25 protein-coding genes and 2 pseudogenes are annotated in these 24,084 nt (G+C 70.8%); 16 read left to right on the top strand and 11 right to left on the bottom strand.

The annotated features are described in order from the left end of the window. The first annotated feature begins 98 nt into the window (after window positions 1–98). Together ABD944_RS20070 and ABD944_RS20065 are read left to right on the top strand one after the other, a co-directional pair. Window positions 99–734 carry a DMT family transporter gene (locus tag ABD944_RS20070; protein ID WP_345178617.1) on the top strand — a complete coding sequence of 212 codons (636 nt, stop codon included), beginning with the start codon at window positions 99–101 and terminating at the stop codon, window positions 732–734. Between the two features lie 15 nt (window positions 735–749). Continuing rightward, window positions 750–1,151, top strand: coding sequence for a hypothetical protein (locus ABD944_RS20065; protein WP_345178616.1), 402 nt, complete (start codon window positions 750–752; stop codon window positions 1,149–1,151). A 142-nt stretch (window positions 1,152–1,293) separates the two neighbouring features. Here the strand turns inward: ABD944_RS20065 and ABD944_RS20060 are convergent, their stop codons facing one another. Further along, window positions 1,294–3,594, bottom strand: a complete 2,301-nt coding sequence (locus tag ABD944_RS20060) for an ABC transporter permease (protein WP_345178614.1) — start codon at window positions 3,592–3,594, stop codon at window positions 1,294–1,296. Continuing rightward, entirely contained in the window at window positions 3,591–4,265 is a 675-nt protein-coding gene (locus tag ABD944_RS20055) for an ABC transporter ATP-binding protein (protein WP_345178613.1), read from the bottom strand. The genes ABD944_RS20060 and ABD944_RS20055 overlap by 4 nt, the downstream gene beginning before the upstream one ends. 139 nt (window positions 4,266–4,404) lie before the next feature. Here ABD944_RS20055 and ABD944_RS20050 point away from each other — a divergent pair, with 139 nt between their 5' ends. The 3 genes from ABD944_RS20050 (at window position 4,405) to ABD944_RS20040 (ending at window position 7,291) form a co-directional block, all read left to right on the top strand. Next, on the top strand, window positions 4,405–5,181 hold the full coding sequence (locus ABD944_RS20050) for a sensor histidine kinase (protein WP_345178612.1): 777 nt from the start codon (window positions 4,405–4,407) through the stop codon (window positions 5,179–5,181). Continuing rightward, window positions 5,178–5,825 carry a response regulator transcription factor gene (locus tag ABD944_RS20045; RefSeq protein ID WP_345178611.1) on the top strand — a complete coding sequence of 216 codons (648 nt, stop codon included), beginning with the start codon at window positions 5,178–5,180 and terminating at the stop codon, window positions 5,823–5,825. Before ABD944_RS20050 ends, ABD944_RS20045 begins: the two co-directional genes overlap by 4 nt. Before the next feature lie 197 nt (window positions 5,826–6,022). Beyond that, on the top strand, window positions 6,023–7,291 hold the full coding sequence (locus tag ABD944_RS20040) for a DUF2716 domain-containing protein (RefSeq protein ID WP_345178609.1): 1,269 nt from the start codon (window positions 6,023–6,025) through the stop codon (window positions 7,289–7,291). A 114-nt stretch (window positions 7,292–7,405) separates the two neighbouring features. Here the strand turns inward: ABD944_RS20040 and ABD944_RS20035 are convergent. From ABD944_RS20035 to ABD944_RS20020, 4 genes and pseudogenes are all read right to left on the bottom strand, one after another. After that, window positions 7,406–7,596 (bottom strand): annotated as a pseudogene (locus ABD944_RS20035) (DUF397 domain-containing protein). Window positions 7,597–7,751: 155 nt separating this feature from the next. Further along, window positions 7,752–7,859: pseudogene (locus ABD944_RS42460) on the bottom strand (hypothetical protein); the annotation flags it as partial. 197 nt (window positions 7,860–8,056) lie between these two features. Continuing rightward, the gene (locus ABD944_RS20025; RefSeq protein WP_345178607.1) at window positions 8,057–8,602 is read right to left on the bottom strand and encodes a hypothetical protein; all 546 of its coding nucleotides are present in this window, start codon (window positions 8,600–8,602) and stop codon (window positions 8,057–8,059) included. 410 nt (window positions 8,603–9,012) lie between these two features. Then, on the bottom strand, window positions 9,013–10,569 hold the full coding sequence (locus ABD944_RS20020; RefSeq protein WP_345178606.1) for an HNH endonuclease signature motif containing protein: 1,557 nt from the start codon (window positions 10,567–10,569) through the stop codon (window positions 9,013–9,015). A 359-nt stretch (window positions 10,570–10,928) separates the two neighbouring features. Here ABD944_RS20020 and ABD944_RS20015 point away from each other — a divergent pair, with 359 nt between their 5' ends. Next, the gene (locus ABD944_RS20015; RefSeq protein WP_345178605.1) at window positions 10,929–11,489 is read left to right on the top strand and encodes a hypothetical protein; all 561 of its coding nucleotides are present in this window, start codon (window positions 10,929–10,931) and stop codon (window positions 11,487–11,489) included. A 441-nt stretch (window positions 11,490–11,930) separates the two neighbouring features. Here the strand turns inward: ABD944_RS20015 and ABD944_RS20010 are convergent, their stop codons facing one another. Genes ABD944_RS20010 through ABD944_RS20000 form a run of 3 tightly spaced genes read right to left on the bottom strand, consistent with a single transcriptional unit; the run spans window position 11,931 to window position 13,161 of the window. Then, window positions 11,931–12,116, bottom strand: a complete 186-nt coding sequence (locus ABD944_RS20010; RefSeq protein ID WP_345178603.1) for a DUF397 domain-containing protein — start codon at window positions 12,114–12,116, stop codon at window positions 11,931–11,933. Beyond that, window positions 12,113–12,310: a DUF397 domain-containing protein gene (locus tag ABD944_RS20005; RefSeq protein ID WP_345178602.1), complete on the bottom strand. Its 198-nt coding sequence runs from the start codon at window positions 12,308–12,310 to the stop codon at window positions 12,113–12,115. The genes ABD944_RS20010 and ABD944_RS20005 overlap by 4 nt, the downstream gene beginning before the upstream one ends. Continuing rightward, window positions 12,307–13,161: a helix-turn-helix domain-containing protein gene (locus ABD944_RS20000; RefSeq protein ID WP_345178601.1), complete on the bottom strand. Its 855-nt coding sequence runs from the start codon at window positions 13,159–13,161 to the stop codon at window positions 12,307–12,309. The genes ABD944_RS20005 and ABD944_RS20000 overlap by 4 nt, the downstream gene beginning before the upstream one ends. Before the next feature lie 219 nt (window positions 13,162–13,380). Between ABD944_RS20000 and ABD944_RS19995 the strand changes: the two genes are divergently transcribed. Further along, window positions 13,381–13,872, top strand: coding sequence for an ATP-binding protein (locus ABD944_RS19995; protein ID WP_345178600.1), 492 nt, complete (start codon window positions 13,381–13,383; stop codon window positions 13,870–13,872). After that, window positions 13,869–14,243, top strand: coding sequence for a VOC family protein (locus tag ABD944_RS19990; RefSeq protein ID WP_345178598.1), 375 nt, complete (start codon window positions 13,869–13,871; stop codon window positions 14,241–14,243). The genes ABD944_RS19995 and ABD944_RS19990 overlap by 4 nt, the downstream gene beginning before the upstream one ends. Before the next feature lie 91 nt (window positions 14,244–14,334). Here the strand turns inward: ABD944_RS19990 and aceE are convergent, their stop codons facing one another. After that, on the bottom strand, window positions 14,335–17,124 hold the full coding sequence (gene aceE / locus ABD944_RS19985) for a pyruvate dehydrogenase (acetyl-transferring), homodimeric type (RefSeq protein WP_345178597.1): 2,790 nt from the start codon (window positions 17,122–17,124) through the stop codon (window positions 14,335–14,337). A 319-nt stretch (window positions 17,125–17,443) separates the two neighbouring features. On the opposite strand from aceE, the gene ABD944_RS19980 reads away from it, so the two are divergent. The 6 genes from ABD944_RS19980 to ABD944_RS19955 all read left to right on the top strand — a co-directional run bounded on the left by ABD944_RS19980 (window position 17,444) and on the right by ABD944_RS19955 (window position 20,964). After that, window positions 17,444–17,641, top strand: coding sequence for a DUF1918 domain-containing protein (locus tag ABD944_RS19980; RefSeq protein WP_185026219.1), 198 nt, complete (start codon window positions 17,444–17,446; stop codon window positions 17,639–17,641). A gap of 73 nt (window positions 17,642–17,714) precedes the next feature. Continuing rightward, entirely contained in the window at window positions 17,715–18,122 is a 408-nt protein-coding gene (locus tag ABD944_RS19975) for a YjbQ family protein (RefSeq protein WP_345178594.1), read from the top strand. A gap of 329 nt (window positions 18,123–18,451) precedes the next feature. Continuing rightward, entirely contained in the window at window positions 18,452–18,880 is a 429-nt protein-coding gene (locus tag ABD944_RS19970; RefSeq protein WP_185026216.1) for a DUF3052 domain-containing protein, read from the top strand. A 19-nt stretch (window positions 18,881–18,899) separates the two neighbouring features. Next, complete coding sequence (locus ABD944_RS19965) at window positions 18,900–19,367, top strand: peroxiredoxin (RefSeq protein ID WP_345178593.1); 468 nt, start codon at window positions 18,900–18,902, stop codon at window positions 19,365–19,367. 81 nt (window positions 19,368–19,448) lie between these two features. Continuing rightward, window positions 19,449–19,799: a hypothetical protein gene (locus tag ABD944_RS19960; protein ID WP_185026212.1), complete on the top strand. Its 351-nt coding sequence runs from the start codon at window positions 19,449–19,451 to the stop codon at window positions 19,797–19,799. Between the two features lie 106 nt (window positions 19,800–19,905). After that, window positions 19,906–20,964, top strand: coding sequence for a potassium channel family protein (locus tag ABD944_RS19955; RefSeq protein WP_345178591.1), 1,059 nt, complete (start codon window positions 19,906–19,908; stop codon window positions 20,962–20,964). Between the two features lie 162 nt (window positions 20,965–21,126). Here ABD944_RS19955 and ABD944_RS19950 read toward each other — a convergent pair whose 3' ends face one another. Then, a complete protein-coding gene (locus tag ABD944_RS19950; RefSeq protein WP_345178679.1) occupies window positions 21,127–22,077 on the bottom strand; it encodes a phosphoribulokinase in 951 nt (316 codons plus the stop codon). 180 nt (window positions 22,078–22,257) lie between these two features. On the opposite strand from ABD944_RS19950, the gene ABD944_RS19945 reads away from it, so the two are divergent. Beyond that, window positions 22,258–22,914, top strand: a complete 657-nt coding sequence (locus tag ABD944_RS19945; RefSeq protein ID WP_185026208.1) for a response regulator — start codon at window positions 22,258–22,260, stop codon at window positions 22,912–22,914. Further along, window positions 22,911–24,059, top strand: a complete 1,149-nt coding sequence (locus ABD944_RS19940) for a GAF domain-containing sensor histidine kinase (protein WP_345178590.1) — start codon at window positions 22,911–22,913, stop codon at window positions 24,057–24,059. Before ABD944_RS19945 ends, ABD944_RS19940 begins: the two co-directional genes overlap by 4 nt. The last annotated feature ends 25 nt before the right edge of the window (window positions 24,060–24,084 follow it).

Below are 24,084 nucleotides of genomic sequence, written 5' to 3'. Positions count from 1 at the left end.
CGAGATTGCGCAGGGCGTCTCCCCTAGGACGGTCTCCTTGGCCTGGCCGATGCGGTCGGGTACCGGCGAAGAGCCGGTCGAACCAAAGGAGATTCCTCATGAGCAGAACCTGGGGGGCGCTTGCGGAAGCGCTCTCCCTGATTCTCGTATCGGTAGGGTCGGCGTACGCGACGCGGCTCTACCCCGAGTACTCGCCGGCGCCCGTGGGTGCACTGATCACGATCTTCGGGGCCGTCTTCTTCAGCGCGGTCACGCGTCTTTCGCCTGGCCGGCCGAAGCGACGGTCGGTCAAGATCCGATGGAGCCGACGCCAGTGGGCGTGGGTGCTCGCTCTGGTGGTTCCCAGCCTCTTCCAGGGGCAGGTCCACCAGGCCGCGCTGAAGAGCGTGGATGTCGGAACCCTGATGACGGTCATGACGCTCGGGGCGCTCGGCCTGGCGACGTGGCGGCTGGTCTTCTCGCACGGGTCGCACCGGCGAAGGCACGTCATCTGGTTCGTGATCGGCCTGGCCGGGGTCACCATGCTGACCAGGCCGTTCACGGGCGGGACGGCGCTAGCGGGCCTGGCCCTGGCGGGCGTAGCCGCCGTCATCGGCGTCAACGGCACGATCGCCTCGGGAAGGCTGACCGAGATGGGCCTCCTCTCCCGCGTCGTCGAGCTCAACTGCTGGGCGAGCGCCTGCCTGGTCGGGCTGCCGGTCCTCATCTGGACCGACGATCGCTGGATGACCTAGTACGTCCTGTCGACCGTGCTGGTCACCTCGCTCCTGAACATGATCGCCAACAAGCTGCACGTCCGCGCCTACGAGCTCGTCCGGTCCGATGACGGTCTGATGAGCTCGGTGAAGTGCCTCAACCCGGTGCTGGCGTGCCTTGTCGGAGTGGTCGTCGGGTCCGGCGGTTCGCCGGGGCTCTCCGGATGGATCGGCGCCGTGCTGGTGGTGGGGGCCTCCTTCACCGCCTTCCGGGCCTTCCACCGGCTGGCAGGACACGTCGGCCCGCAGACCGTCAAGGGCGCTGTCTGGAAGGAGCTGCTCCCGGAAACCGACCCGAACGGCGGTGGCTGGGGCGGCATTCCGCCTACCCCGATCTGGGTTCGGAGCGTCTGGAAACCGGACGACCGCGGCCCATGGAAGTACAAGTTCGCCTGACGGCCTCATCGCCGCGAGGCCCGAGTGATCCGTGACTTCCAGGGGTCACGGACGGCGTGACGCCCAGGCGTGACGCCGCACCACCGACGGTGGAAGCGGGTCGCCCCGCTTCCACCGTCTTGTCCGGGATCGCTCCGGGGCGTCACTCCGAGCGGAGGGCAGCCGCCGTCCTGATCCGGGACGCCCGGCCCGCCGGGACCAGCGCGCCGAGCAGGGCGATCGCGATGCCCGCCAGCACGGACAGCAGCATCAGCGGCCAGGGGAAGATCTCCAGAAGGCCGTAGGGGAGGACGAGGCCGCCGGTGCCGGCCATGGCCGGCATCACCACATGGTGGGCGGCCAGGCCCAGCGGCAGTCCGATGAGTCCGCCGACCAGGCCGAGCACGGCCATGGACGCGAGCACGACCGTCAGGACCTGCCGCGGTGTCGCGCCCAGCGATTTCAGGACGCCGAAGTCGCGCGCCCGGTCCTTGGTGTTGAGGACCACCGTGTTGAACACCCCGAGCCCGGCGACCGTGGTCAGCCCCAGGGTCAGCAGAGTGAGGAGCCCGAGGAGGATCACCTGGCCGGACTCCATGCCCTCGGCGGCCGGCCTGGCCGGGATCCCGTCCGCCTCGAGCGCGGCGGCGTAGTCCTCGGGGGAGGTGCCAGGGGTGAGGCCGACCTCCAGGAGCGAGGTCACCCTGCCGGGGCGCGGGCCGGGGGATTCCGAGGGCTGCGCCGGCTTCTCGCGGCCGAGGAGCGAGGTGAGGGACGCCCAGTCCGTGAGGACGGTGTCGCCGCCGTCCACGAGCGCCGTCCCGACGATCCGCAGTGCGGCCTTCCTGCCGTCCACGGTGACGACGACGGTGTCGCCGATCTTCTTGCCGCCGGTCTTCAGGAACGGGTCGCCCACGACGGCCTCGCCCGGTCCGCCGAGCCAGCGGCCGTGGACCATCCGGTAGCCGTGCCGGTCGGTGACGTCCCCCTGGTACGCCTTGACCTGCACCGGCCGGTCGAACCCCGGAACGTGGGCCTGCTCGAACCGCGTGGCCGCGACCTTCGCGGTGCCGGGCCGGCCGGCCAGCGAGACCGGCCGGTCGCCGTCGGCGAAGACCAGGACCTGGACGGTCCCCGTGAGTTCCGCGTCGGCGAGGTAGGCGCTCAGGGACCGGTTGAGGCCGGCGGCGAACGTCACCGCCGCCACTCCGAACGCGACGGCGGTGACGGTCAGCGCGGTGCGGCCAGGACGGGTGAACGGCAGGCCCAGGCCCAGGCTGACCGGGCGCGGCAGCCGTGTCCGGGCCAGCGCCCGCTGCACCCGCAGGGCCCGGCCCCGCCGCGTCGCGGCGCCCGCGCTGACCGCGACCGCCGTCGGGATCCGGCCCGCCCGGACGGCGGGCACCAGCGCGGTGACGACGGCGACCGCGAGGACGCCCGTGAAGGCCAGGACGTCCACCCAGGGTGAGACGCCGCTGGCGGTCGGCAGGTCGAACGAATCGCCCAGCGTGGTGGTGACCGTCCCGGCCAGGACGTTGCCCGCGGCGATCCCGATCAGGCTGCCCACCACCCCGGGTATCGCGATCATCACCAGGTAGACGCCGGTGACCTGGGCGGGCGTGAAGCCGAGGGACTTGAGGACGCCGATGTGCCGGAACCCCGACACGACGGCGCCGCTGACCACGTTGGCGATGACGAGCACCGCGACGAGCAGCCCGGCGATCCCGAACGCGACCAGGAACGGGATGACGGTCGTTCCGGCCTCGGTGGCCTGCTGCCGGGAGACGAGATAGCTCTGGCTCGCGGTCGCCGGCAGCCCGGCGGTGACCGTGCTGGCCGGGGCGGCCGGGTCGGCGAGCCGGTAGAGCATCTGCAGGCCGTCCGGGACGGTCAGCTGCCCGGGCGCCACCCACGCCTGGGCGGACCGGGTGATCGACCGGCCGATCCCGACGATGGTGAAGGTCCGCCCGTCGGTGAAGGTCACCTTCTTCCCGATCGGGTCGAACGGGAACCGCGCGTAGTCCGTGCCCAGCACGATCTCGCCGGGGGCGGCGGCCCAGCGGCCGCTCCTGAGCGCCAGCCGGTCGACCGGGTCGTCGTCGCGGACGGTCCGCTCGACGACCGTGAGGGGGCCGGGCGGAAGCAGCCCCGGACGCGCCGGGTCGGTCTCCTCCGGGACGTTCACGACCTGCGAGCGGTACGGGCCGCCCGCCGCCGTCACGCCCGGCCGGGACGCCGATGCCGCGACCTGCGAGGCCGTCGCTTTCGCGGGGTCGTAGGCGACCGTCAGATGGGCGCCGTGCTGCCGCGCGAACGCCTTGTCGTACGGGCCGTCCACGGTGGCGAGCAGGCCCAGCGCGAGCACGACCGTCCCGGTGGAGACCAGCAGCACCAGCGAGATGATGGACGTCTGCAGCTTGCGCCGCCGCACCGCGAACCGCGCGGCCTGCCACACCGCCCTCACCGGGTCACCTCGGCGGCCACGCGGCCGTCCTCGAACGCGACGACCCGGTCGGCGACCCGGGTCGCCAGCCGCTCGTCGTGGGTGACGATGAGCAGGGTCTGGCCGATCTGGTTGAGGTCGAGCAGCAGGTCCATGACCTGTTCACCGGCCCGCGAGTCGAGCGCGCCGGTCGGCTCGTCGGCCAGCAGCAGGGCGGGCCGGTTCATCAGCGCGCGGGCGACGCCGACCCGCTGCCGCTCCCCGCCCGACAGCACCACCGGGTAGGCGTTGCGGCGGTCGGCGATGCCCAGCTCGTCGAGCAGCTCCATCGCCCGGGCCTGGGCCTGCTTGCGCGAAGTGCCGAGCAGCTGCGCGGCCAGCATCACGTTCTCCAGCACCGGCAGATCGTCGAGCAGGTTGAAGAACTGGAAGACCATGCCGATGCGGCGGCGCCGGTACCGGGCCAGTTCGGCCTCTCCCATCGCCGTGATGTCCTCGCCGCGCACCACGACCGTGCCCGCGGTGGGCCGGTCCAGGCCGGCGATCATGTTGAGGAGGGTCGACTTGCCCGACCCCGACGGGCCCATCACCGCGACGGCCTGACCGGCCTGGATGTCGAGGCTCACCCCGGCGAGCGCGGCGGTCTCGCCGTACTCCTTGCGTACGTCCATCAGCTGGACCATCAGTTCCATGCCGGTGACGGTACGAGTCGCGCCCCCGCCCGCGCGTCGGGTCCTGGAGGTAACTCCGGGGCCGGGTCAACCGAGGGATGTACGGCCGTGGACCGCCGGGATGATGCGCTCCGTCCGGGTCTGGCGGCAGGATGGGCGGATGCTGCCTGCGTGGCTCGTGCCCCTCCTCGCCGCGATCCCGTGCACATGGGCCCTGTGGGAGCGGCGCAGGCGCCGCGCCGTGCTCGGGGCGCGGACCTGGCTGCTGGAACGCGAACGCGAGGGCGCCGCGCGCCGGGCCGTCGAAGAGGAGCGGGCCCGGGTGGCCCGGGACCTGCACGACATCGTCAGCCACAGCGTCAGCGTCATGGTCGTGCAGGCGGGCGCGGCCCGGCACGGCGTCGACGGCGAGGCCGAGGAGGCGCTGCTGGCCGTCGAGCGGACCGGCAGAGAGGCGATGACCGAGCTGCGGCACCTGCTCGGCGTCCTCGCGCCCTCCCCGGACGGCGACGGCGAGGCGTTCGCCCCGCAGCCGTCGCTGGCGCACCTGGGGACCCTCGTCGACCGGATCGCGTTCGCGGGCCTGCCGGTCGACGTGCGGGTGACCGGCGAACCGTGCCCGCTCCCCGCCGGGATCGACGCGACCGGCTTCCGCGTCGTCCAGGAGGCGCTCACCAACGCGCTGAAGCACGGCACCTCCGGGGCGACGGCGGAGGTGACGGTGAGCTACGGGACGCGGAGCCTGCGGCTGGAGGTGCTCAACACCGGCCCGAGCGTCCTCACCGGGACGGGCCCCGCCCCGCCCGAGGGCAGCGGCGGCCGGGGGCTGGCCGGACTGCGCGAACGGGTCGCGGTGTACGGCGGCGACCTCGACGCGCGGCGGCGGCTGGGCGGCGGCTACCGGGTGCGTGCGCGGATCCCCCTGGAGCGGCCGTGACGCGGGTGCTGATCGCCGACGACCAGACACTGGTGCGCGGCGGCTTCCGGATGATTCTCAGCAGGTCGGGGATCGAGGTGGTCGGCGAGGCCGCCGACGGGCTGGAGGCGGTCGCCGCCGCGCGGCGCCTGCGCCCGGACGTGGTGCTGATGGACATCCGGATGCCCGGAATGGACGGCCTGGAGGCCACCCGCCGCGTCCTGGCCGACGACCCCGCGTGCCGCGTATTGATCCTGACCACCTTCGACCTCGACCGGTACGTCTACTCCGCGCTCGCCGCCGGAGCCAGTGGGTTCCTGCTAAAGGACGTCACCCCCGAACACCTCGTGGCGTCGGTGCAGCTGGTCGAGACCGGGGACGCGCTGCTCGCCCCCTCCATCACCCGCCGCCTCGTCGAGCGGTTCGCCCGCCCCGCCCCTGAGCCCCAGGGCCTGGACGTCCTGACCCCGCGCGAGAAAGAGGTGCTCCGCCTGGTAGGCGGCGGCCTGTCCAACACCGAACTGGCCGCCCACCTCCACCTCAGCGAGGCGACGGTCAAGACCCACGTCACCCGCATCTTCGCCAAACTAGGCCTGCGCGACCGAGCCCAGGCCGTAGTAGTCGCCTACGAGTCAGGCCTAGTAATCCCCGGCACCCCCAACTGACCTGACAAGCACAGCCTCCGCTCAGGCTTGGTGAACCAGACGGCTGAGGAGACGGCGGAACTTGCATGGCCCAGCAAAGGCGCGCGAACGGTAAGCCGCACGGCGACACCTACAAGCCGTTGTGGAGGGCCTACGGACAACCGAAAGCCGGGCGTTAAGTGATGGTTCCTCGGGCATCGCCCTGCTTGAATGCCAGCGTGGCGTTGGATGTGGGGCGGCTCCGGGCTGAGCATGACAGCACGCTGCGGGGCCACGTTCGAATGCCTCCGCGGATCGGCACCGTCGTAGAGCGGATCGGTCCGCTGAACCTCACGCACTACGGCACCCATTGCGTCGTTGACCATCCCCCCCCAGCCGCGGAGGACTCGGCTTCGGCCGTACGGCTTGCCGAGCAGGTGCAGGTATCCGCGGCCGCACGTGCGGAACCCGTGGAGTGGCGCGTGTTCCACCACGACGTAGCGGCGTCCCACCTGAGCGCCGTGCTCGACACGGCCGGCTTCTCCGCAGGTTGGGAGCGCAGTGTCCTGGTCGGTGAGGTCGCCGAGCTCGACTTCCCCGAGCCGGAACCGGTCGGGGAAGCCGGATCGGTCCGGTGGGACGAACCACAGGCGCAGCAGGCACTCGACCTTGCGGCCCGAACCGGCCCGCATCGGGTCCCCTTGGCGAACTGGCACGCCATGCGTTCCATCCCGTACTGGGACGTCGAGGTCCGTGTGCTGACCCGCCGCGGAATGGTCACCGCGGCCTGCTGGCTAGAGAACGTCTCCGACACCGCCTACGCCGTCATCGGAGGGCTGACCGCAGCCCGCCCCGAACTCCTGGCTCAAATGCCGCTGTGGCGGTTCCGGTCGCCGCCCAAGCAGTTCCTGGTCGCCGACGCCGACGGGGAGGTGCGTGACGTCCTGCTCGCCATCGGATTCCGTGAGGTGACGACCGTGCGATCCCATCACTGGAACCCGCCGGGCGAACCCGCGGCGACACCGCCCGCGAGGCACTCGCTCTACAACGGTGAGGCCGGACAGATCGCGCGCCTCTGCGAGGCACGCGTCGGCTTCGACTATGAGAGCGGCAGAGGACGCTACCGTGCGCCGGCCGACTCGCGCCGCTGGTTCTACGGCCTGCTCGGCGGCCGCGACGACCCGGCGATCGCGGCCGCCGAAAGCGTCATCGAACGCGGCCTGCGTGCCTGTGTCCGCCCCGGCGAATGGGTGTACGAGCACCGTCCCTACCTCAACGGATGGGAGTTCGACCCCCACCGCGTCGGCGGCCCCGGACAACCGTCCTGGCCGGGAAGCGCCATCGCCGACGAGGAGTTCCAGTTCCTCACCACGGCGGACGCCCGCCTGGGCACGTTCGGCCACCACGTCGAACAAACCCTTGTCGTCTTCGGAGACGACCTCCTCGCACAGGTCGCGGAGGATTTGAACCGACTACTCGGCGGCGGGACCTGGGCTTTCGGTTCGTAGACCTCCTACCTGACTGAAGGTTCCAGCGAGCATTAACCCAGGTCAATCAACTATCGAATCGAGCATGGCCTGACGCATCTCCTCGCGGCGTGACGCCAGGTAGGCCCGACCGCCTCATCCACCAGACGGCTGCGATGCCAGATGGGCCAGGAGGCTGGTGAAGTGTCGGCGGGTGAGGGTGAGGTGTTCGGCGGTGGGGTCCTTGCTGTCGCGGATGCCGATGTGGCCGTGAGGTCGGCGATCTCGACGCACTCGCCTTCGTCGCCGCCGCTGTGGCTGCTCGTGCGCCAAGGGGACCGGAGCAGTTCGGAGTGCTCATGATTGCGACGCTGTCTCGTCGATGAGTTTCAGTGAAGCGGTCCGGCTCGGCGCTGCTGAGCGCAACGGTTCGAACGTCTCCCGCCTCCGCGATGATCGGCATGTAGCAAGGCGGGTGCGAACGGTTGAGTACCTGCTGGCGGGCAGCCGGAAGTCGACCAGCATCTTGGCGTTGCGCGCATATTTTGGCAGGGCCGACGGTGATGAGTTCCCGCGTGTACCCGGGGATCTGGAGGAGCCCGGGGACGATGCTGGGCTCGAAGTTACGGATCTCGGCGGTGTCCTCGTCGAGGCCGGCCAGGTCAGGCGCGGCGGTGGAGCGGCGGTGGAGCGGCGGTGGAGCGGCGGTGGAGATGCGGCGCTTGCGTTCCCGTACCTGTGAGGTGGGCTTGTGGGGGCAAGGTGGGGGAGGGACTCGCGGAGGGCGCCGTGATCGATGACGGGGGGTCAGGCTGTCCTCGGGGCGAGGTCGATGTGCTCCCCGTCAAGGCGGGGTGCCGCGATGTCCTGACGTGGATACAGCCGCACGAACGTCTGCTCGTCCCACATCACCATGCAAGGAAGACGCTCTGCGGTGGTCAGTCGGGCGATATCGATGGAGGACACCACTCCCCAATACCATCGGGTCGGCTCGCTTCGTTGGGGGATGTCCAGCTCCAACTCCATGTGCATGATGAGGCGGTTCCTGCGGGTGTTCGCGTTGGGCACCTGATAGTTGACGACACGGGCTGCTCCGCGAACTCCCTGCTCGGCGAAACGCCGGTCGATCTCTGCCTGGACCTTCTTGGCCTCACGGCCGAACAACATGAACCCCGTGAAGGAAAGCACCACGGTGGCGATGATTCCGACTTGGAGTGCGAGCCACCCCGTCTCGGCCGAGACCAGGTCGGTAACCGCAGCTAGCACCGCTGCGCTGATTCCCCCTAGGAACGAGACCACTGCCGCTACAACGACTAGGAGAAGGGGTATATGCGAACTTTTTCTCTGCGTCACGCCCACAGAGATTAGCAGAATGCCCGAATTGGTACCTGGTGTCCCGAATGAAGGGATGGGCGGCTCTGTTCAGAGCCGCCGGGCGCGGGGCCCAAGGGGGGCGAGGGGGCCTTTCCGGCGCCGACCGGAGATCAAGACACCCAGGTGCTGGCGCTGAGCCCGGCGCGAGATCGAGCACCAGGAGTTACTGCCCGCGCCACGTCGTGAGCCGCAAGGCAGTGATCTCGGACCAGGGCAGGAAGGTGTGGTCGGGCGCAGCGTCGATACTGCAGCGCAGCCCATGGCGGACAAGCGCATCGCGACCGCGGGGACGCGCGGCTGGGGGAAGCAAGCACGCCACGACCACGCGCTGCTGCCCGTCCGGTCCGGGGGAGCGGCCTGTCCTGGCCCTGCCGTCTGCGCGCCGCTGGTCAGGCGGCCCAGTCAAGGGCTGTGGGTGGGTCGGCGGTCCGCGGCTCCGTTGTTCGCGGCTCGGTTGCACGTGGCTCGGTTGCGCTGGGGTCGGTTGCACGTGGGTCGGTTGCACGTGGGTCGGTTGCACGTGGGTCGGTTGCACGTGGGTCGGTTGCACGTGGGTCGGTTGCGCGGGGGTCGGTTGTTCGCGGGTCGATTGTTCGCGGGTCGATTGTTCGCGGCTCGGTTGCGCCGGGGTCGGTTGCACGTGAGTCGGTTGTGCGGGGGTCGATTGTTCGCGGCTCGGTTGCACGTGGCTCGGTTGTGCGGGGGTCGGTTGTTCGTGGGTCGGTGAATCGCGGGGTGGTTGCTGGCGTGTCGGGTGGTGGGAGGAGTTGGTAGGTGTGGCGGCCAGTGGGGTCGTGGGTGGTGCGGATCTGTTGGGGGTTGGTGTGTTTGTAGCGGTTGTGCCATCCGCAGCACAGGGCCAGTTTGTCGATGTCGGTGGGGCTATTGCCGAGGGCCCATCCGTTGACGTGATCGACTTCGCATAGGGTGCCGGGGACTTCGCAGCCCTGGACGGCGCAGGTGGGGTAGAGGGCTTCCAGGACCTGGCGTTGGGCTGCGGTGGCGAACCGGACCTTGTGCCCCAAGTACAGGGGCGTGTTGCCAGTGCCCAGTAGGAGGGGTGAGACTCCGGCAGCCAGGGCGAGGCGACGCGCCTGAGCTGCCGGGATCGGGGTGTCGTCGGCGAGGCGGGCGGGTGCCTGGCCGCCGGTGAGGGTGTCCAGGTCGCAGATGAGGGTGACCTTGGTTGCTTTGTGTCCACCGGCCAGGACGCTGCTCAGTGCGGCAGCCGTCCGCTCGGCCGAGTCCCGGTGGTCATCGGGCCCGGCGGGTTTCGTCAGCGGGCCCAGGGTGCCGTCCCAGACGGCGGCGTCCTCGGCGTTCAGCCAGCCGTTGATGTAGCGGCCGCCGTCGAGGGAGCGGGTTCCGGTGATCCAGGACCGCTCATACCCGCGCTGCACGTCATCGGGGGCTGTCTCCTGCCCGTCGCGTTCGGCGATGACCTCGCGGATCCGCCGTCCGAGCACCGCCACCTTCCCCGCCGAGAACCCCTGCCCGACCTTCTCCAGCAGCAGCGTCTCGGCCCTCGCGCAGTCGTCATCATCCAATCGGGCGACGGCGTCGGCCACCGTTGAGGCGTACCCGTAGGACAACTCACCGCTTGAGAGCAGGGCGGACACGGTGGGGAGCCGGTGGAGTTGGCGGGCCAGGTTGACGCGTTCCTTGGCGCGCGCATCGCGCATGCCCAGCCGGGACCGCAGCCACGTCTGCGTGGACGGAAACCCCCACCGGTGCGTCTCGCCGGTCGCGTCGACCTGGGCGACGAACCCGGCCAACGCGGCCTCGTGGGCGTCGGACGCTGCGGCTAGCGTCTCGGCGAGTCTCATGCACGCCGCAGCGGACTCGGGGGCGGGGCGGCTGGCGAGTTCGGCGGCGATCGCGACGGCGGCGTCCACCAGTTCCTGGGTGGACGCCACGCCGAGATCCATATCCGTGACCGAACACATGCACAGAGTATATCGAGCAGGTGTGCTAATAGATGCGAAATTGAAGACCGATTATTGTTACTGCGAGGATAGGCGAAATCCGTAGAAGGTGGAATCTGATGTGCATGCTTATGGAAGTCGGGCATTCCTCTTAATGTGACCAACGCCTGAGGGTTCTGTCGCGCCTACCGGAAACGTTTCCCGATGAGCTCCGCCAACGTCCGCACCCACGCCCGTTCCGTGTCGATGGGGTGGGTAAGACTGGGGACCTCAGCCGAGAAGCCGTACCAGTCCTGCGGATCGCTGTCGTCGTCCTCCGGCTCATGGCGATGGCGTGGAGGGTCGGAGGCGTTCCTGGCGCCAAGCTCGGACGCGGGGCGATGATGGTCTTTGTGCGTGTTGAGGACGACCTGCTCTGGGAGGCCGCCGACCGGAACGGCTGGGGCCTACGGTGGCTCCGCCATGTCGTGGCGGCGGCCGCCCTCGCCGGCTTCGGCGGCCTGCTATGGCTGGGCGGCGAGCCGTTCGTCTCCGTCGCGGCGTTTTGCGGAGCGTCGCTCCACGCGATCTGGAGCACCGCCTACTGGCTGCGGGACCGACGGCGCTTGGTCCGGGTGACCGTCGTCGATGACGGCATGCGCCGCATCCGCTTGCACCGCGCCAACGGGCGGACCGCCGACCACGACCCCCACATGGTGCACACGGTGCACATCACTCACCGAGGTCACGACTACGACCCTGACCATCCGTCGCTACTCGGCCCGGGAGCGGGAACTGCGACACTGCGGCTGCGGATCGCGGGCCGGCAGTTCACCAGCCGTTCGGCCGGGCTCAACTCCGCAGAGCTTGATCGGGTGGAGCAGTCCTGGCGCACCGTCTGTCCGGAGGCCGCCATGGATGGCAAACGCATACCGGGGAAGTTCGCGGGCTACTCCTACTGACCCTTGGCTGCTCAGATCAGTCTCTGCTGAGTAGTCGAGGCCGAACTGCGGGCTACGCCTCCGCCACCGGGTGTCGATAGGCGCTGCCGCTGGTGGACGGGTCGCTGGCAGGGCGGCCGCGGCGCAAGACCTCGCCCCCGGACGTGCCCGGGCCTTCCACGAGCGCGGCCAGCGTGGCGGCACCCGCGGGACGTTGCCGGGCGAACGGGGACCTTCGGTGTGACATTCCGCTGGCGCTGAGCTTCCTGGGCACCGAAGGCCAGACCGCCTACTCCTGCCTGGAGCGTGTCTTCGGGGACGTCTGCAGGACGTCCGGCCGGCGGTGCCGAAAGACGAGGCGAGCACCGTGAGCTCGTCGGTTTCATTCCGGGTGGGCTGAGGTCTTGCCCCTTTCGCGGCGGCCGCGCCTCGGCGTTGCTCCTGCGCAGCGAGTTGTAGTGGTCATGGCCGGGATGCCAGATGGGCCAGGAGGCTGGTGAAGTGTTTGTGGGTGAGGGTGAGGTGTCCGGCGGCGGGCTTCTTGCTGTCGCGGATGCCGATGTGGCCGTTGAGGGCGGCGATCTCGACGCAGTTGCCTTCGTCGCCCCCGCTGCGGCTGCTCTTGCGCCAGTAGGGCGGGGTGGTCATGGCCGGGCGGCGAGGCGAGTGAGGAGGGCGGCGAAGGTCTGGCGTGTGAGGATGATGTGCCCGGCGGACGGGTTCTTGCTGTCGCGGATGCCCACGCGACCGTCAAGAGGGGCAAGCTCGATGCATTCGCCCTCGTCACCGCCGCTGTAGGTGCTCTTGCGCCAGAGGGAGCGGGGCAGCTCAGGAGTGTTCATGATTGCGACGCTATCTCGTCGATGAGTCTCAGCGAAGCGGTCCTGTCCAGAGTGGCCAAAAGCAGCAGCTCAAATGTCTCCACATGCGCTGCGACCTTGTCCTCGGCCTCCACGAAAATGCTCTGGGCAAAATGATCGACCACAGAGACGGTGAGACGGCCGGGCGGACGCAAGGAGATGAGATGGTGGGGGCTGGCAAGCCACAGATACTTGCTGGCACTGCTGGAGAGCACGCGCAGATCCACGTGATCGAGGCGAGCCACTTCGGCCAGCCTCCGAATCTGTGCTCTTTGGATCTCGGGGTTGCTGCTGACCCGGTTGCTCAGGACCGCCTCCGCGATGATCGGTACGTAACGAGGCGGGTCGGGGCGGTTCAGCACCTGCTGGCGTGACACCCGGAAGTCGACAAGCCATTTGGCATTGCGCGGGTGCTTGATAGGTCCTGCGGTAATGAGTTCACGGGTGTAGTCGGGGATCTGGAGGAGCCCGGGGACGATGCAGGGCTGGAAGGTGCGGATCTCTGCGGCGTCCTCTTCCAAGCTGGCCAGGTCGAGGGCAGCGGCGGAGATGCGGCCCTCTCGTTCCCGCACCCACTTACCTGGCGTGTGGGTGGCGAGGTGGAGGAGGGATTCGCGGAGGGGGCCGTCTTCGATCTCGTAGAGGTCGAGTAAGTCGCTGAGTTCTTCGGGGGCGATGGCCTGGAGGCCGTTCTCGACCATGCTCATCCAGCCCTGGGAGCGGCCGAAGCGGCGGGCCACGGTGGCGACGGTCAGGTTGTGGTGGTCGCGGGCTTTGCGGAGCGCCGAGCCGATCCGGCGCTGGCGAACGGTGGGGGCGTTCCCGGAAGGCATCTTTCAAGGGTGTCACCGAGTGTGGCGATCCGTTCACGGAATGACGGCCGATTGAACGTTCAGTCGGAGAACGTTCAGGCGCCAGGACACGAGGGCTTCGGGCGGTGAGTGTGGCGGGCGACTCCGAATCGAAGGGAGGCGCACGATGGGAGCGCCCGAGACGAGAAGGACCCCGCCGAGACGGGAGGCGCCGCCCACTTCGGCCCGGCGTGGAGTGTCGTGGGCGGCAGGGTGATGAGCGGCGAACTCGTCGTGCTCGGCGCGGTGACGCTGCCGGGCGTCCACCGGTCGGTCCGGAACGCGCGGCGATTTCTGCGGGACATGCTGCCCCCTGGGCATCCCGTTCTGGACGATCTGATGACGGTCGGGAGCGAGACCGTCTGCAACGCCATCGCCCACACGGCCTCGGGTGACGGCGGCTGGGTCACGGTGAGCCTGCTGGTGGGGGACGGCGTTCACCGCCTGGAGGTCGCCGACGACGGGGCGGACGGCAGACGCCCCCGCGTGAAGGCGGAGGACGGGTCCGAGAGCGGGCGCGGGATGCGGGTCGTCGAAGCCCTCTCCGACCGCTGGGGGTACCGGGCGGACGGCGACCGCACGGTGGTGTGGGCGGAGTTCCGGTTCGCGAAGTCTTCTGAAAACTCCGACAGGGGGCTGTCGCGGGCCTCTTCCACGCTGAGGGCAGCAGCGTTTGAAGGAGGAGACCAATGACCGTTCCCGCGTTCAACACCGTCACGTGGTTCCAGGTGGGCACCGACGCGCCGGAGGAGGCCCGCCGCTTCTACGGCGACATGTTCGGCTGGAAGTTCGCGCTCGACCCCGACGGCGACGGCTACGACCTGGTCAGCTACCCGGGCTCCGACGTGCCGTCCGGCGGCATCTCCCACGAGCCGGACGCGTCCCGCAACCACGCGATGTTCCTGGTCCTCGTGGAGGACGTCGACGCCGCCTGCGACCAGACCGTGAAGTCCGGCGGCAAGGTCGCCATGCCGCCGCTGAGCACGGGCAACGGCCTCAAGTTCGCGTACCTGCAGGACCCGTCCGGCAACACCTTCGGCGTCTTCACGCCCGCGTCGTCCTGACGCCGGACGCGGAAGGGCCCCGGGGAGCGAACCCAGGGGCCCTTCGCGCGCGAGCCGGTGATCGCGGCCTACACCTCCGCGATCACCGGGCTCAGGCGTCGCCGCCGGTGTTGCTCTCGGCGCTGCCGACGCCGCCCGCGAAGACGTCGCTGACCTCGGCGTTCAGCTGGTAGCGCCGGATCGCCTCCGTCAGGGTCTCCGGCTTGATCTCGCCGTGGCGGGCGAGGCGGGTGAGCACCGCGAGGACGATCGACGCGGCGTCCACGTGGAAGAACCGCCGGGCGGCGGCGCGGGTGTCGGAGAACCCGAACCCGTCCGTGCCGAGCGAGGTGTAGTCGCCGTGCACCCACGGCGCGATCTGGTCGGGCACGGCGCGCATGTAGTCCGACACCGCGACGATCGGCCCGGCGACGTTGTCGAGGACCCGGCTGACGTACGGGACGCGCTGGTCGGCGTCGGGGTTCAGCAGGTTCCAGTCGTCGCACTCGCGGGCCTCGCGGGCCAGCTCGTTCCACGACGTGGCCGACCACACGTCCGCGGCGACGCCCCAGTCCTCGGCGAGCAGCCGCTGCGCTTCGAGGGCCCACCGGCCGCCGACGCCGGAGGCGAGGATCTGCGCCCGGGGCGCCTCGCCGTTCCCGGAGGCGACCTCCGGGGCCGCCTTGTGCCGGTACAGGCCCTTGAGGAGCCCGTCGACGTCGAGGTTCTCGGGCTCGGCGGGCTGCTGATAGGGCTCGTTGTAGACGGTGAGGTAGTAGAAGATGTCCTCGCCGTGGGGGTGCTCCTCGGACGACCCGTACATGCGCCGCAGCGCGTCCTTCACGATGTGGGCCAGCTCGAACGCCCACGTCGGGTCGTAGTGGACGCACGCGGGGTTGGACGCCGCGAGCAGCGGGGAGTGGCCGTCGGCGTGCTGGAGGCCCTCACCGGTGAGCGTCGTGCGGCCGGCGGTGGCGCCGAGCAGGAACCCCCGGCCCATCTGGTCGCCGAGCGCCCACATCTGGTCGCCGGTCCGCTGGAACCCGAACATCGAGTAGAAGATGTAGACCGGGATCATGTGCTCGCCGTGGGTGGCGTAGGCGGTGGCCGCCGCGATGGTGGAGGCCATCGACCCCGCCTCGCTGATGCCCTCGTGGAGCATCTGGCCGCTTTCGGCCTCCTTGTACGACAGCAGCAGCTTGCGGTCCACGGCGTCGTAGGTCTGCCCGTGCGGCGAGTAGATCTTGGACGTGGGGAAGAGCGAGTCCATGCCGAACGTGCGGTACTCGTCCGGCGCGATCGGTACGAACCGGGCGCCGATGTTCTCGTCCTTGATCAGGTCCTTGAGCAGCCGGACGAACGCCATGGTCGTCGCGATGTTCTGCTTGCCGGACCCCTTCCTCAGCTCGCTGTAGACGGGGTCGCCCGGCAGCTTGAGCGTCTTGGCCCGCACGACCCGCTTCGGCAGGAACCCGCCGAGGGCCGCGCGGCGCTCGCGCATGTACTGGATCTCTTCGGAGTCCTCGCCGGGGTGGTAGTACGGCGGCAGCGGCTGCTCCAGCGCCGAGTCGGGGATGTCCAGGTAGAGGCGGTCCCGGAACTCCTTCAGCTCGGCCTTGGTGAGCTTCTTCATCTGGTGGGTGGCGTTGCGGGCCTCGAAGTCCGAGCCGAGCGTCCAGCCCTTGATGGTGTGCGCGAGGATCACGGTCGGCTGCCCGACGTGCTCGCGGGCCGACTTGAACGCCGCGTACACCTTGCGGTAGTCGTGCCCGCCGCGCGACAGCTTGCGCAGGTCGTCGTCCGACAGATGCTGGACGATCTTGCGCAGCCGCGGGTCGTCGCCGAAGAACTTCTCCCGGATGTACTCGCCGGACTCGACGGAGAACGTCTGGAACTGGCCGTCGGGCGTCGTGTTCATCTGGTTGACCAGGACGCCGTCGACGTCCTGCGCGAGCAGCGGGTCCCAGTCGCGGCCCCAGATGACCTTGATGACGTTCCAGCCGGCGCCGCGGAAGAACGACTCCAGCTCCTGGATGATCTTCCCGTTGCCGCGCACCGGGCCGTCGAGCTGCTGGAGGTTGCAGTTGACGACGAAGGTGAGGTTGTCGAGCTCCTCGCGGGCGGCCAGGCCGATCGCGCCGAGCGACTCCGGCTCGCCCATCTCGCCGTCGCCGAGGAACGCCCACACGTGCGAGCGGGACGTGTCCTTGATCTTGCGGTTGTACAGGTACCGGTTGAACCGGGCCTGGTACACCGAGTCGATCGCGGTCAGGCCCATGGACACCGTGGGGAACTCCCAGAAGTCCGGCATGAGCCGCGGGTGCGGGTAGGACGACAGGCCGCCGCCGGGGTGCGAGTGCTCCTGCCGGAACCCGTCGAGCTTCTCCTCGGGCAGCCGTCCTTCGAGGAACGCGCGCGCGTAGATGCCGGGAGCGGCGTGGCCCTGGATGAACACCTGGTCGCCGGACTCGCCGTGGTCCTTGCCGCGGAAGAAGTGGTTGAACCCGACCTCGTAGAGCGAGGCGGCGGAGGCGTAGGTCGCGATGTGGCCGCCGACGCCGAGTTCGGGGCGGTTCGCCCGCGACACCATGATCGCGGCGTTCCATCGGATGTAGGCGCGGATGCGCCGCTCCACGTGCTCGTCGCCGGGGAACCAGGGCTCCGACTCCGGCGGGATCGTGTTGATGAAGTCGGTGCTGCGCAGGCCGGGCACCCCGACCTGGAGTTCGCGCGCCCTCTCCAGGAGCCGCAGCATCACGTAGCGCGCCCTGCCGCGGCCCTCGGTCTTGATGACCGTGTCCAGCGACTCCAGCCACTCCCGGGTCTCGTCCGGGTTGATGTCGGGCAGCTGGCTCGGCAGCCCGTCGCTGATGATCGAAAAGCGTTGACGTCCGGAAGCCACGGGGTCCCCTCTGTCCTTACCGTCTGTGCAGGTCAGACCTGGGCCGCCGCGCGGGAGGCCGCCGGTCCCGGCAGACTGTTCGTCGCCTTGGTATGTGATCCATCGTCGCCGGTTATCACGGCTAACGCATCTCTACCAATCAGTAACCATCCTCCCCGGTCAGGACGGGGACCGACCCGGCCGGAACCGCCTTTTTCACTCGGCCGGGAGATTCCCTCCGGCGGAGGGCGGGGAACGTATGAGGCGGGGAGCGAACGAGCGCTCACATGCCCGGCGCGGTCCGTCCCGGCGGCGGGCCGGCGAGCTTGGGGGTGGAAGGATGAACGGAAAGACCGGAGACCGGCTTCACGTGCACGGCAACGTGGTGGGGCAGCCCGACCGGACCGGCGAGATCATCGAGGTGCGGGGCCCGGACGGCGGCCCGCCCTTCCTGGTCCGCTTCGACGACGGCCACGAGGGGCTGGTGTACCCGGGGCCCGACGCGGTCATCGAGCCGCGCGCGAAGGCGTCCCGCTAGGTGCGCGCCGCCGGCCGCGGATCCGTCCGGGCGCGGATGCGTCCGGGGCCGCGGATGGGGTAGACACGGGACCATGGAGAGCACCGTGGTCCGGGTGGCCACCGGTACCGGCGAGGCCGTGCACGACATCACGGCGGAATGCGAGCGCTTCGCCGCCTCGGCGGGCGGCGACGGGCTGCTGCACGTCTTCGTTCCGCACGCCACCGCGGGTGTGGCGATCATCGAGCTGGGCTCCGGCAGCGACGACGACCTGCTGGCGGCCCTGGGCGACCTGCTGCCCGCGGACGACCGCTGGCGGCACGCGCACGGATCGCGGGGGCACGGGCGCTCGCACGTCATGCCCGCGCTCGTGCCGCCGTTCGCGACCCTGCCGGTCGTCGGCGGGCGGCTCGCGCTGGGGACGTGGCAGTCCGTGGCGCTGGTCGACCTCAACGTCGACAACCCCGACAGGCAGGTCAGGTTGTCGTTTCTCAAAGGATGAGCGCAGCGAACCGGGGGTGTGGGGGGTCGTCCCCCCACAAGGAGCAGAGATGAGTAGCGTTGGAGCTGTGGAGGGGCGTCTCCTTCGCAGTGCGGGAATGAGCAGCGCGAACCCTCCGGGGGTCACCGTGGGTGGGCGTCCTGTGACGGGGATCTTCGTAATCGGGCCAATGGGGCCACCAAAAGCCGGGAAGACACTTGCGCAAGGGGCCCACACTTGTGTGGACTGTCCGGCAAACACCGCACAGGTGCGGACGGGCCACCCGTCCCGGGGGGCCGAGAGCCATACGGGCACGGACCGTGCGGACTGACGACAATGGGAGGACTTTCGTGAGCGCGACCGCGGGTCAGGCGCAGTCTGAGCGCAGCCTGGCCGAACGGCTCGGCCTGAAGGCGGGCCAGGTGGTGCAGGAGATCGGCTACGACGAGGACGTCGACGAGGAGCTCCGCCGCTCCGTCGAGGAGCTCACGGGGAACGAGCTGGTCGACGAGGACTACGAGGACGTGGTCGACATCGTGCTGCTGTGGTGGCGCGAGGAGGACGGTGACCTGTTCGAGGGCCTGACCGATGCCATGATCCCGCTGACCGGGGGCGGCAACATCTGGCTGCTGACGCCGAAGGCGGGCCGCGACGGGCACGTCGAGCCGAGCGACATCGGCGAGGCCGCGCAGACCGCCGGCCTCTCGCAGACCAGCAGCGTCAGCGCCGCCAGGGAGTGGTCCGGCACGCGGCTCGTCGCACCCAAGGGCCACAAGTAGAGCCGGGGCTGGAGACGATTTGTCGGTCAACGTAGGCGACGCCGCGCCGGACTTCGAACTGAAGGACCAGCACGGCGCGCCGGTGAAGCTGTCGGACTTCCGCGGCGGCAAGAACGTGATGCTGGTGTTCTATCCGCTGGCGTTCAGCGGCGTCTGCACGGGAGAGCTGTGCGCGCTGCGCGACGAGCTGTCGAGCCTCGTCGCGGGGGCCGGCGCCGACGTGCAGGTGCTCGCGGTCTCGGTCGACTCGATGTTCGCGCTGCGGGCCTGGTCCGACCAGGAGGGCTTCAGCTTCCCGCTGCTGGCCGACTTCTGGCCGCACGGCGGGACGGCGCAGCGCTACGGCGTGTTCGACGAGGCCAAGGGCGTGGCGCTGCGCGGCACCTTCATCATCGACACCGAGGGCGTGGTCCGCTGGAAGGTCGTGAACGCGATCCCGGACGCACGCGACATCGACGAGTACCGCAAGGCGCTCGCCGGGCTCTGAGCTGAACGGACCGGTTCCGGCACACCTCACGGCCCTCGGGACCGGGTGGCCGGAACCGGCCCCCGCACCCCTGGAGGTGTGATGCCCTGCTTCCGCTGCGGGGCGCGGCAGACCGACCCCGTGCGCGGCGCGAGCCCGTGGAAGCGCGGGGTCCGGGCGGACCACCAGGTCCTGATCTGCCCCCGGTGTCAGGCCGTCCACGACTGGGCGGACGCCCTGGACCGCTGCTCGGAGTGCGGCTCGGCCGCGCTGGTGTGCCGGCTCGGCGAGGTGGAGTGCCGCGACTGCGGCCACACCCGTGACGCCGTCCGGGACGAGCCGGGCACGGCCGATCTCGTGCATTCGGGCGCCCAGCCTCCCGCCGACGGCGGCCTCTCCGAGGAGGTCGCGGCGGCGCTGTCGCGCGTCCTGAAACGAGGCCCGGCCGCCTGAGGGGCGCGCCGTCCCGCCGGACGGAGGATCCGACGTGGCCTGACCTGGCCCTTCACCGGGCATATCGGGCTTGACGCGGCATTTTGCCCGATGCCACGCTTCGCGAATGCCGATCGTGCTGATGCGCCTGGTGCACCGGATCACCGGGCGGACGTGGCGCGCGCCCGCGCTCGTCCTCCTCACGGCCTTCGCGGTGGGCTGGCTGCTCATCGCGGTGTTCGAGGAACCGGGCGCCGACATCAAGAAGCCCCACCAGTACATCTGGTACTTCCTGGTCAGCGGCACGACCACCGGCTACGGCGATCTGTCCCCGACCACGGTCGGCGGCCGGGTCGGCGGCGTGCTCATCATGGTCGCCGGGCTCACCGCCGGGCTGGTGATGTTCGCCGAGCTGACGCTCTGGATGGGGAAGGGACGCATGATGAGGGCCAACGGCCAGGCGCGGCTGCACCGGCGGCGGCACATCGTGATCGTCGGTTACGAGCGGGACGGGCTGGTCGCCATCATCCGCCAGCTGCGCGGCGACCCGCAGTTCGCGAAGACGCCGGTCGTGACCGTCTTCTGGCCGGGCGAGCTGGCGGGGGAGAACCCCGACCCGGAGCTGTACGACGTCGTCGCGTTCGACGACACCGCCTTCGAGCGGGCGTGCCTGGAGCAGGCGCGGACGGTCCTGGTGGTCGGCCGCACCGACGACGAGACGGTGCGGGTGATGCTGACCGTCGAGGCCTACCTGCGGCGCAACGGCGACCCGGCCGTCCACCTGCTGGCGGGGGTGCGCGACGGCGGCCGGCGGGCCGAGATCACCGAGGCCCTCCGGCTGGTCGGCGAGAACATCGAGCCGGTCGACATCGACGATCCCGCGGTGACCGCGGTCGCGATCCGCAACCCGGGCATCGCCGCGATCTACCACAACCTGGCCAGCACGCTCGACAGCGACGGCACCCTCTACCGCGTGGACATCCCCGAGGACGCCGGCGAGTGGGCCCGCCTGGACGTGGCGATCTCCCTGCTGCGCCGGGGGAGCACGCTCCTCGCGGTGGGCGACTCGCACCGTCCGGACGCCCGCTTCCGCCTGGCGCCCGCCCCCGACGAGAGGATCCGCGGCGGCCAGTCGCTGGCGGTCGTCGCCACCCACCGCCCCGAGATCCCCTGGCACGAGCTGTAGGGGCCGGGAGGACGCCCCTCGCGCCCGCTGAGGGTGCCCTCCCGGCTGCCGCGGGCGTGCGGCCCGGGGCACAGGTCCAGGCCCCGGGGCCTCCCCGCACGCACGCGGAGTCTCATGTGCGTCTCTTGTGGGGGCGCCCCCCACACCCCTCGTTCGCTGCGCTCATGCTGCTTGGCGCTGGTCGGCGTCCAGCAGGTGGTACAGCAGCAGCAACTGGGTGATGGCGAGCGGGTCGCTGGTGCCGGTGTCGCCGATGCGGCCGAGGGCGTCCGGGTCGGGCAGGGCGGTGCCGGCCCGGGGGCCCAGGCGCTCCCAGATGGCCTTCTTGACCACCTGCGACTCCTCCGGCGAGACGTAGCCGTGGACGTGCAGCGCGTCCACGGGGCGGCCGTCGGTGTCGCGGTGGAGGCGCAGGTGCAGGGCGGTCCCGGTGTCGCCGGGCCCGCTCTCCAGGACGTCGGCGAGCTCGGGGTGGTCGATGGTGGGGCGCAGCAGCAGCTCGGCCGACAGCGGGGTGCCGGGCGGGTCGAGGCGCCCGGCGACGGGCGCGAACCGGACGACGATGTCGGCGTGCTTGCGCTGCGGGCGGATGTAGGCGGCGCTCTCGGGCTCGCGGCGCGCCAGCTCCGCCTTCACCTGCTCGGGGCTGTAGCCGCGCTTGTCGCAGTCGCGCCTGACCTTCCAGGAGTGGCGCAGCGGCTCGGGCGGGTCGAGGTAGACGGTGATGTCGAAGCAGGCCCGCGCGAGCCGCGTGTGCAGCGGGAGCAGCCCCTCGACGATCACGAAGTCGCGGGGCTCGACCAGTTCCGGCCGGACGAGCCCGCCGGTCGCGTGGTCGTAGACCGGCTTCAGGATCGGCTCGCCCATCGACAGCAGCTGGAGGTGCTGCTCCATGATGTCGATGTGGTTGCAGTCGGGGTGCAGGGCCGTGAACGGCTTCCCGGCCCGCTCGGCGCGGTCGTAGCGGTGGTAGTCGTCCACGCAGACCGCCGTCATCCGGTCCGCCCCCAGGCACCGCACAAGCCCCCTGGTCAGGGTGGTCTTGCCCGCCGCGCTGTCCCCCGCGATGGCGAGCATGACGGGGCGGCGGCCCGACCCGCGCGCCCGGAGCATATGCACGATCCGATGGGGCACTGACTCCTCCGTCCTGCGGAATCCGGTTTTCGCTGTGCAGCGTAGGCCGGTCGGCGCGGCGGCTCGTCCCCCATTCAGGGGAGAGCGGGGGTGAAACCGCGGGTGGCCCGTCCCGACAGGGGGCTACTGGTGAGTAGCTTTGGTTGTTATCGTGCCGGGATGGGTGTCCCCGTACGCGTCGTCCTGGTCGACGACCACGAGATGATCCTCGCCGGGCTGACCGCGATGCTGGCCGGGTTCTCCGGCCGGGTGCGCGTCGTCGGGCAGGCGGGGACGGGGGACGAGGCGGCCCGGCTGGTCACCGCGCTGCGCCCGGACGTCGTCCTGCTGGACGTGCGGCTCGGCCCCGAGAGCGGCCTCGACCTGTGCCGCCTTATCACCGGGCGCGTCCCGGAGGCCCGCGTGGTGTTCCTGTCGGTGTACGACGACGAGCAGTACGTCTTCGAGGCGCTGCGCGCGGGGGCGGGCGGCTACCTGCTCAAGCGGGTCGACGGGCCGGAGCTGGTCCGGCGGCTGGAGGAGGTGGCGCAGGGCGAGACGGTCATCGACCCGACGCTCGCCGGTCGGATGGCGGTGACCGCGGCGCGGCTGACCCGGGGCGAGTTCTGGCCGGGCGCCAACCGCGGCCTCACCCAGCGCGAGAGCGAGGTGCTGTCGCTGCTGGTGGGGGGCCTGTCGAACAAGGCGATCGCCGCGCGCCTCGTGCTCAGCGAGGAGACGGTCAAGAGCCACCTGCGCGCCCTGTACCGCAAGCTGGAGGTGGCCGACCGGTCGGCGGCGATCGCCGTCGCGCTGCGCGAGGGGCTGTTCCGGTGACCGGCCCGCGGCCGCTCGAACTGCTCGCCGGGCGCGGGAGCGACCTGCTCGTGCGCGTCGCGGGCGTGGCCTGCTCCGACCGCGAGCTGCCGCAGATGGCCGAGAAGCTGGCCGAACTCGTCGTGCGGTCCGCGCGGGCGCTGACGTTCTGCGACGTGTACGTCCTGGACGACGAGGAGCGCGTCCTGGAATGGCGGGGCGCGCCCGTCCCGCTGGGGGAGGGCGAGGTCGGCCGGGTCGCCGCCCACGGCCGCGCCCGCGCCCACCCGGACGGGCGGGGCGCCGCGATCCCCGTGCACGGCGACGGCATCGTGATCGCCGTCGTGGACGTCCGGTCCGCCGGGCCGTGCCCGCCCGACGACGTCGCGCTCGCCACCGCGCTCGCGGGGCTGTTCGCCCCGGTGCTGTCGTCGTGCCGGCGGCTGCGGACCGCGCGCGAGCGCGAGCACGCGGCCGAGCGGTTCGCCGAGCGGGCCGTGGAGGCGCAGGAGGCCGAGCGGTCGCGGCTGAGCCGGGAGATCCACGACGGCATCGCCCAGCGGCTCGCCAGCCTCGGCTTCCACCTGTCGGCGGCCGAGCGGGCGCTGCCCGAGCACCATCCCGAGGGGCTGGCGCAGATCATGATGGCGCGCCGGCTGTGCGAGCTGGCGGCGGCCGAGACCCGCGCGGCGATCGGGGGGCTGCGCCCGCCCGTCCTGGACGACCTCGGCCTGTCGGCGGCCCTCGCCACCCTGGCCCGGGAGGCCGGGGACGGCTCCGCCGCGCGGGGCGCGCTCGACGTGACGGTGACCGTCGAGGGCGAACTGGAGGACGAGCTGCCCGACCACGTCCAGACCGCGCTGTACCGGATCGCGCAGGAGGCGGTCGGCAACAGCCTGCGGCACGCGTCGGCGAGCCGCGTCGACCTGCTGCTGGAGCACTCCAGCGACCGGGTCCGGCTGGAGGTGGCCGACGACGGGTGCGGCTTCTCGATGCGGGACGTCCTCGCGCGGGGCGGCCGGGGACGCCGCCCCGACTCCTACGGGCTGCGCGGCATGCGGGAGCGGGCCGAACTGCTCGGCGGGCGGGTCGCGGTCACGAGCCGCCCCGGCGTCGGGACGACCGTCGAGGCCGTCATCCCCATCCCCGGCCGCGGCCGTCCCTGAGATCACGCCGTCTCTGGGGCCGCGC

It is taken from the genome of Actinomadura verrucosospora, assembly GCF_039540335.1.
Lineage (GTDB): Bacteria > Actinomycetota > Actinomycetes > Streptosporangiales > Streptosporangiaceae > Spirillospora > Spirillospora verrucosospora.
Note: the sequence above shows the minus strand (reverse complement) of the source record. Positions and strands in the feature narration are given on the sequence as shown.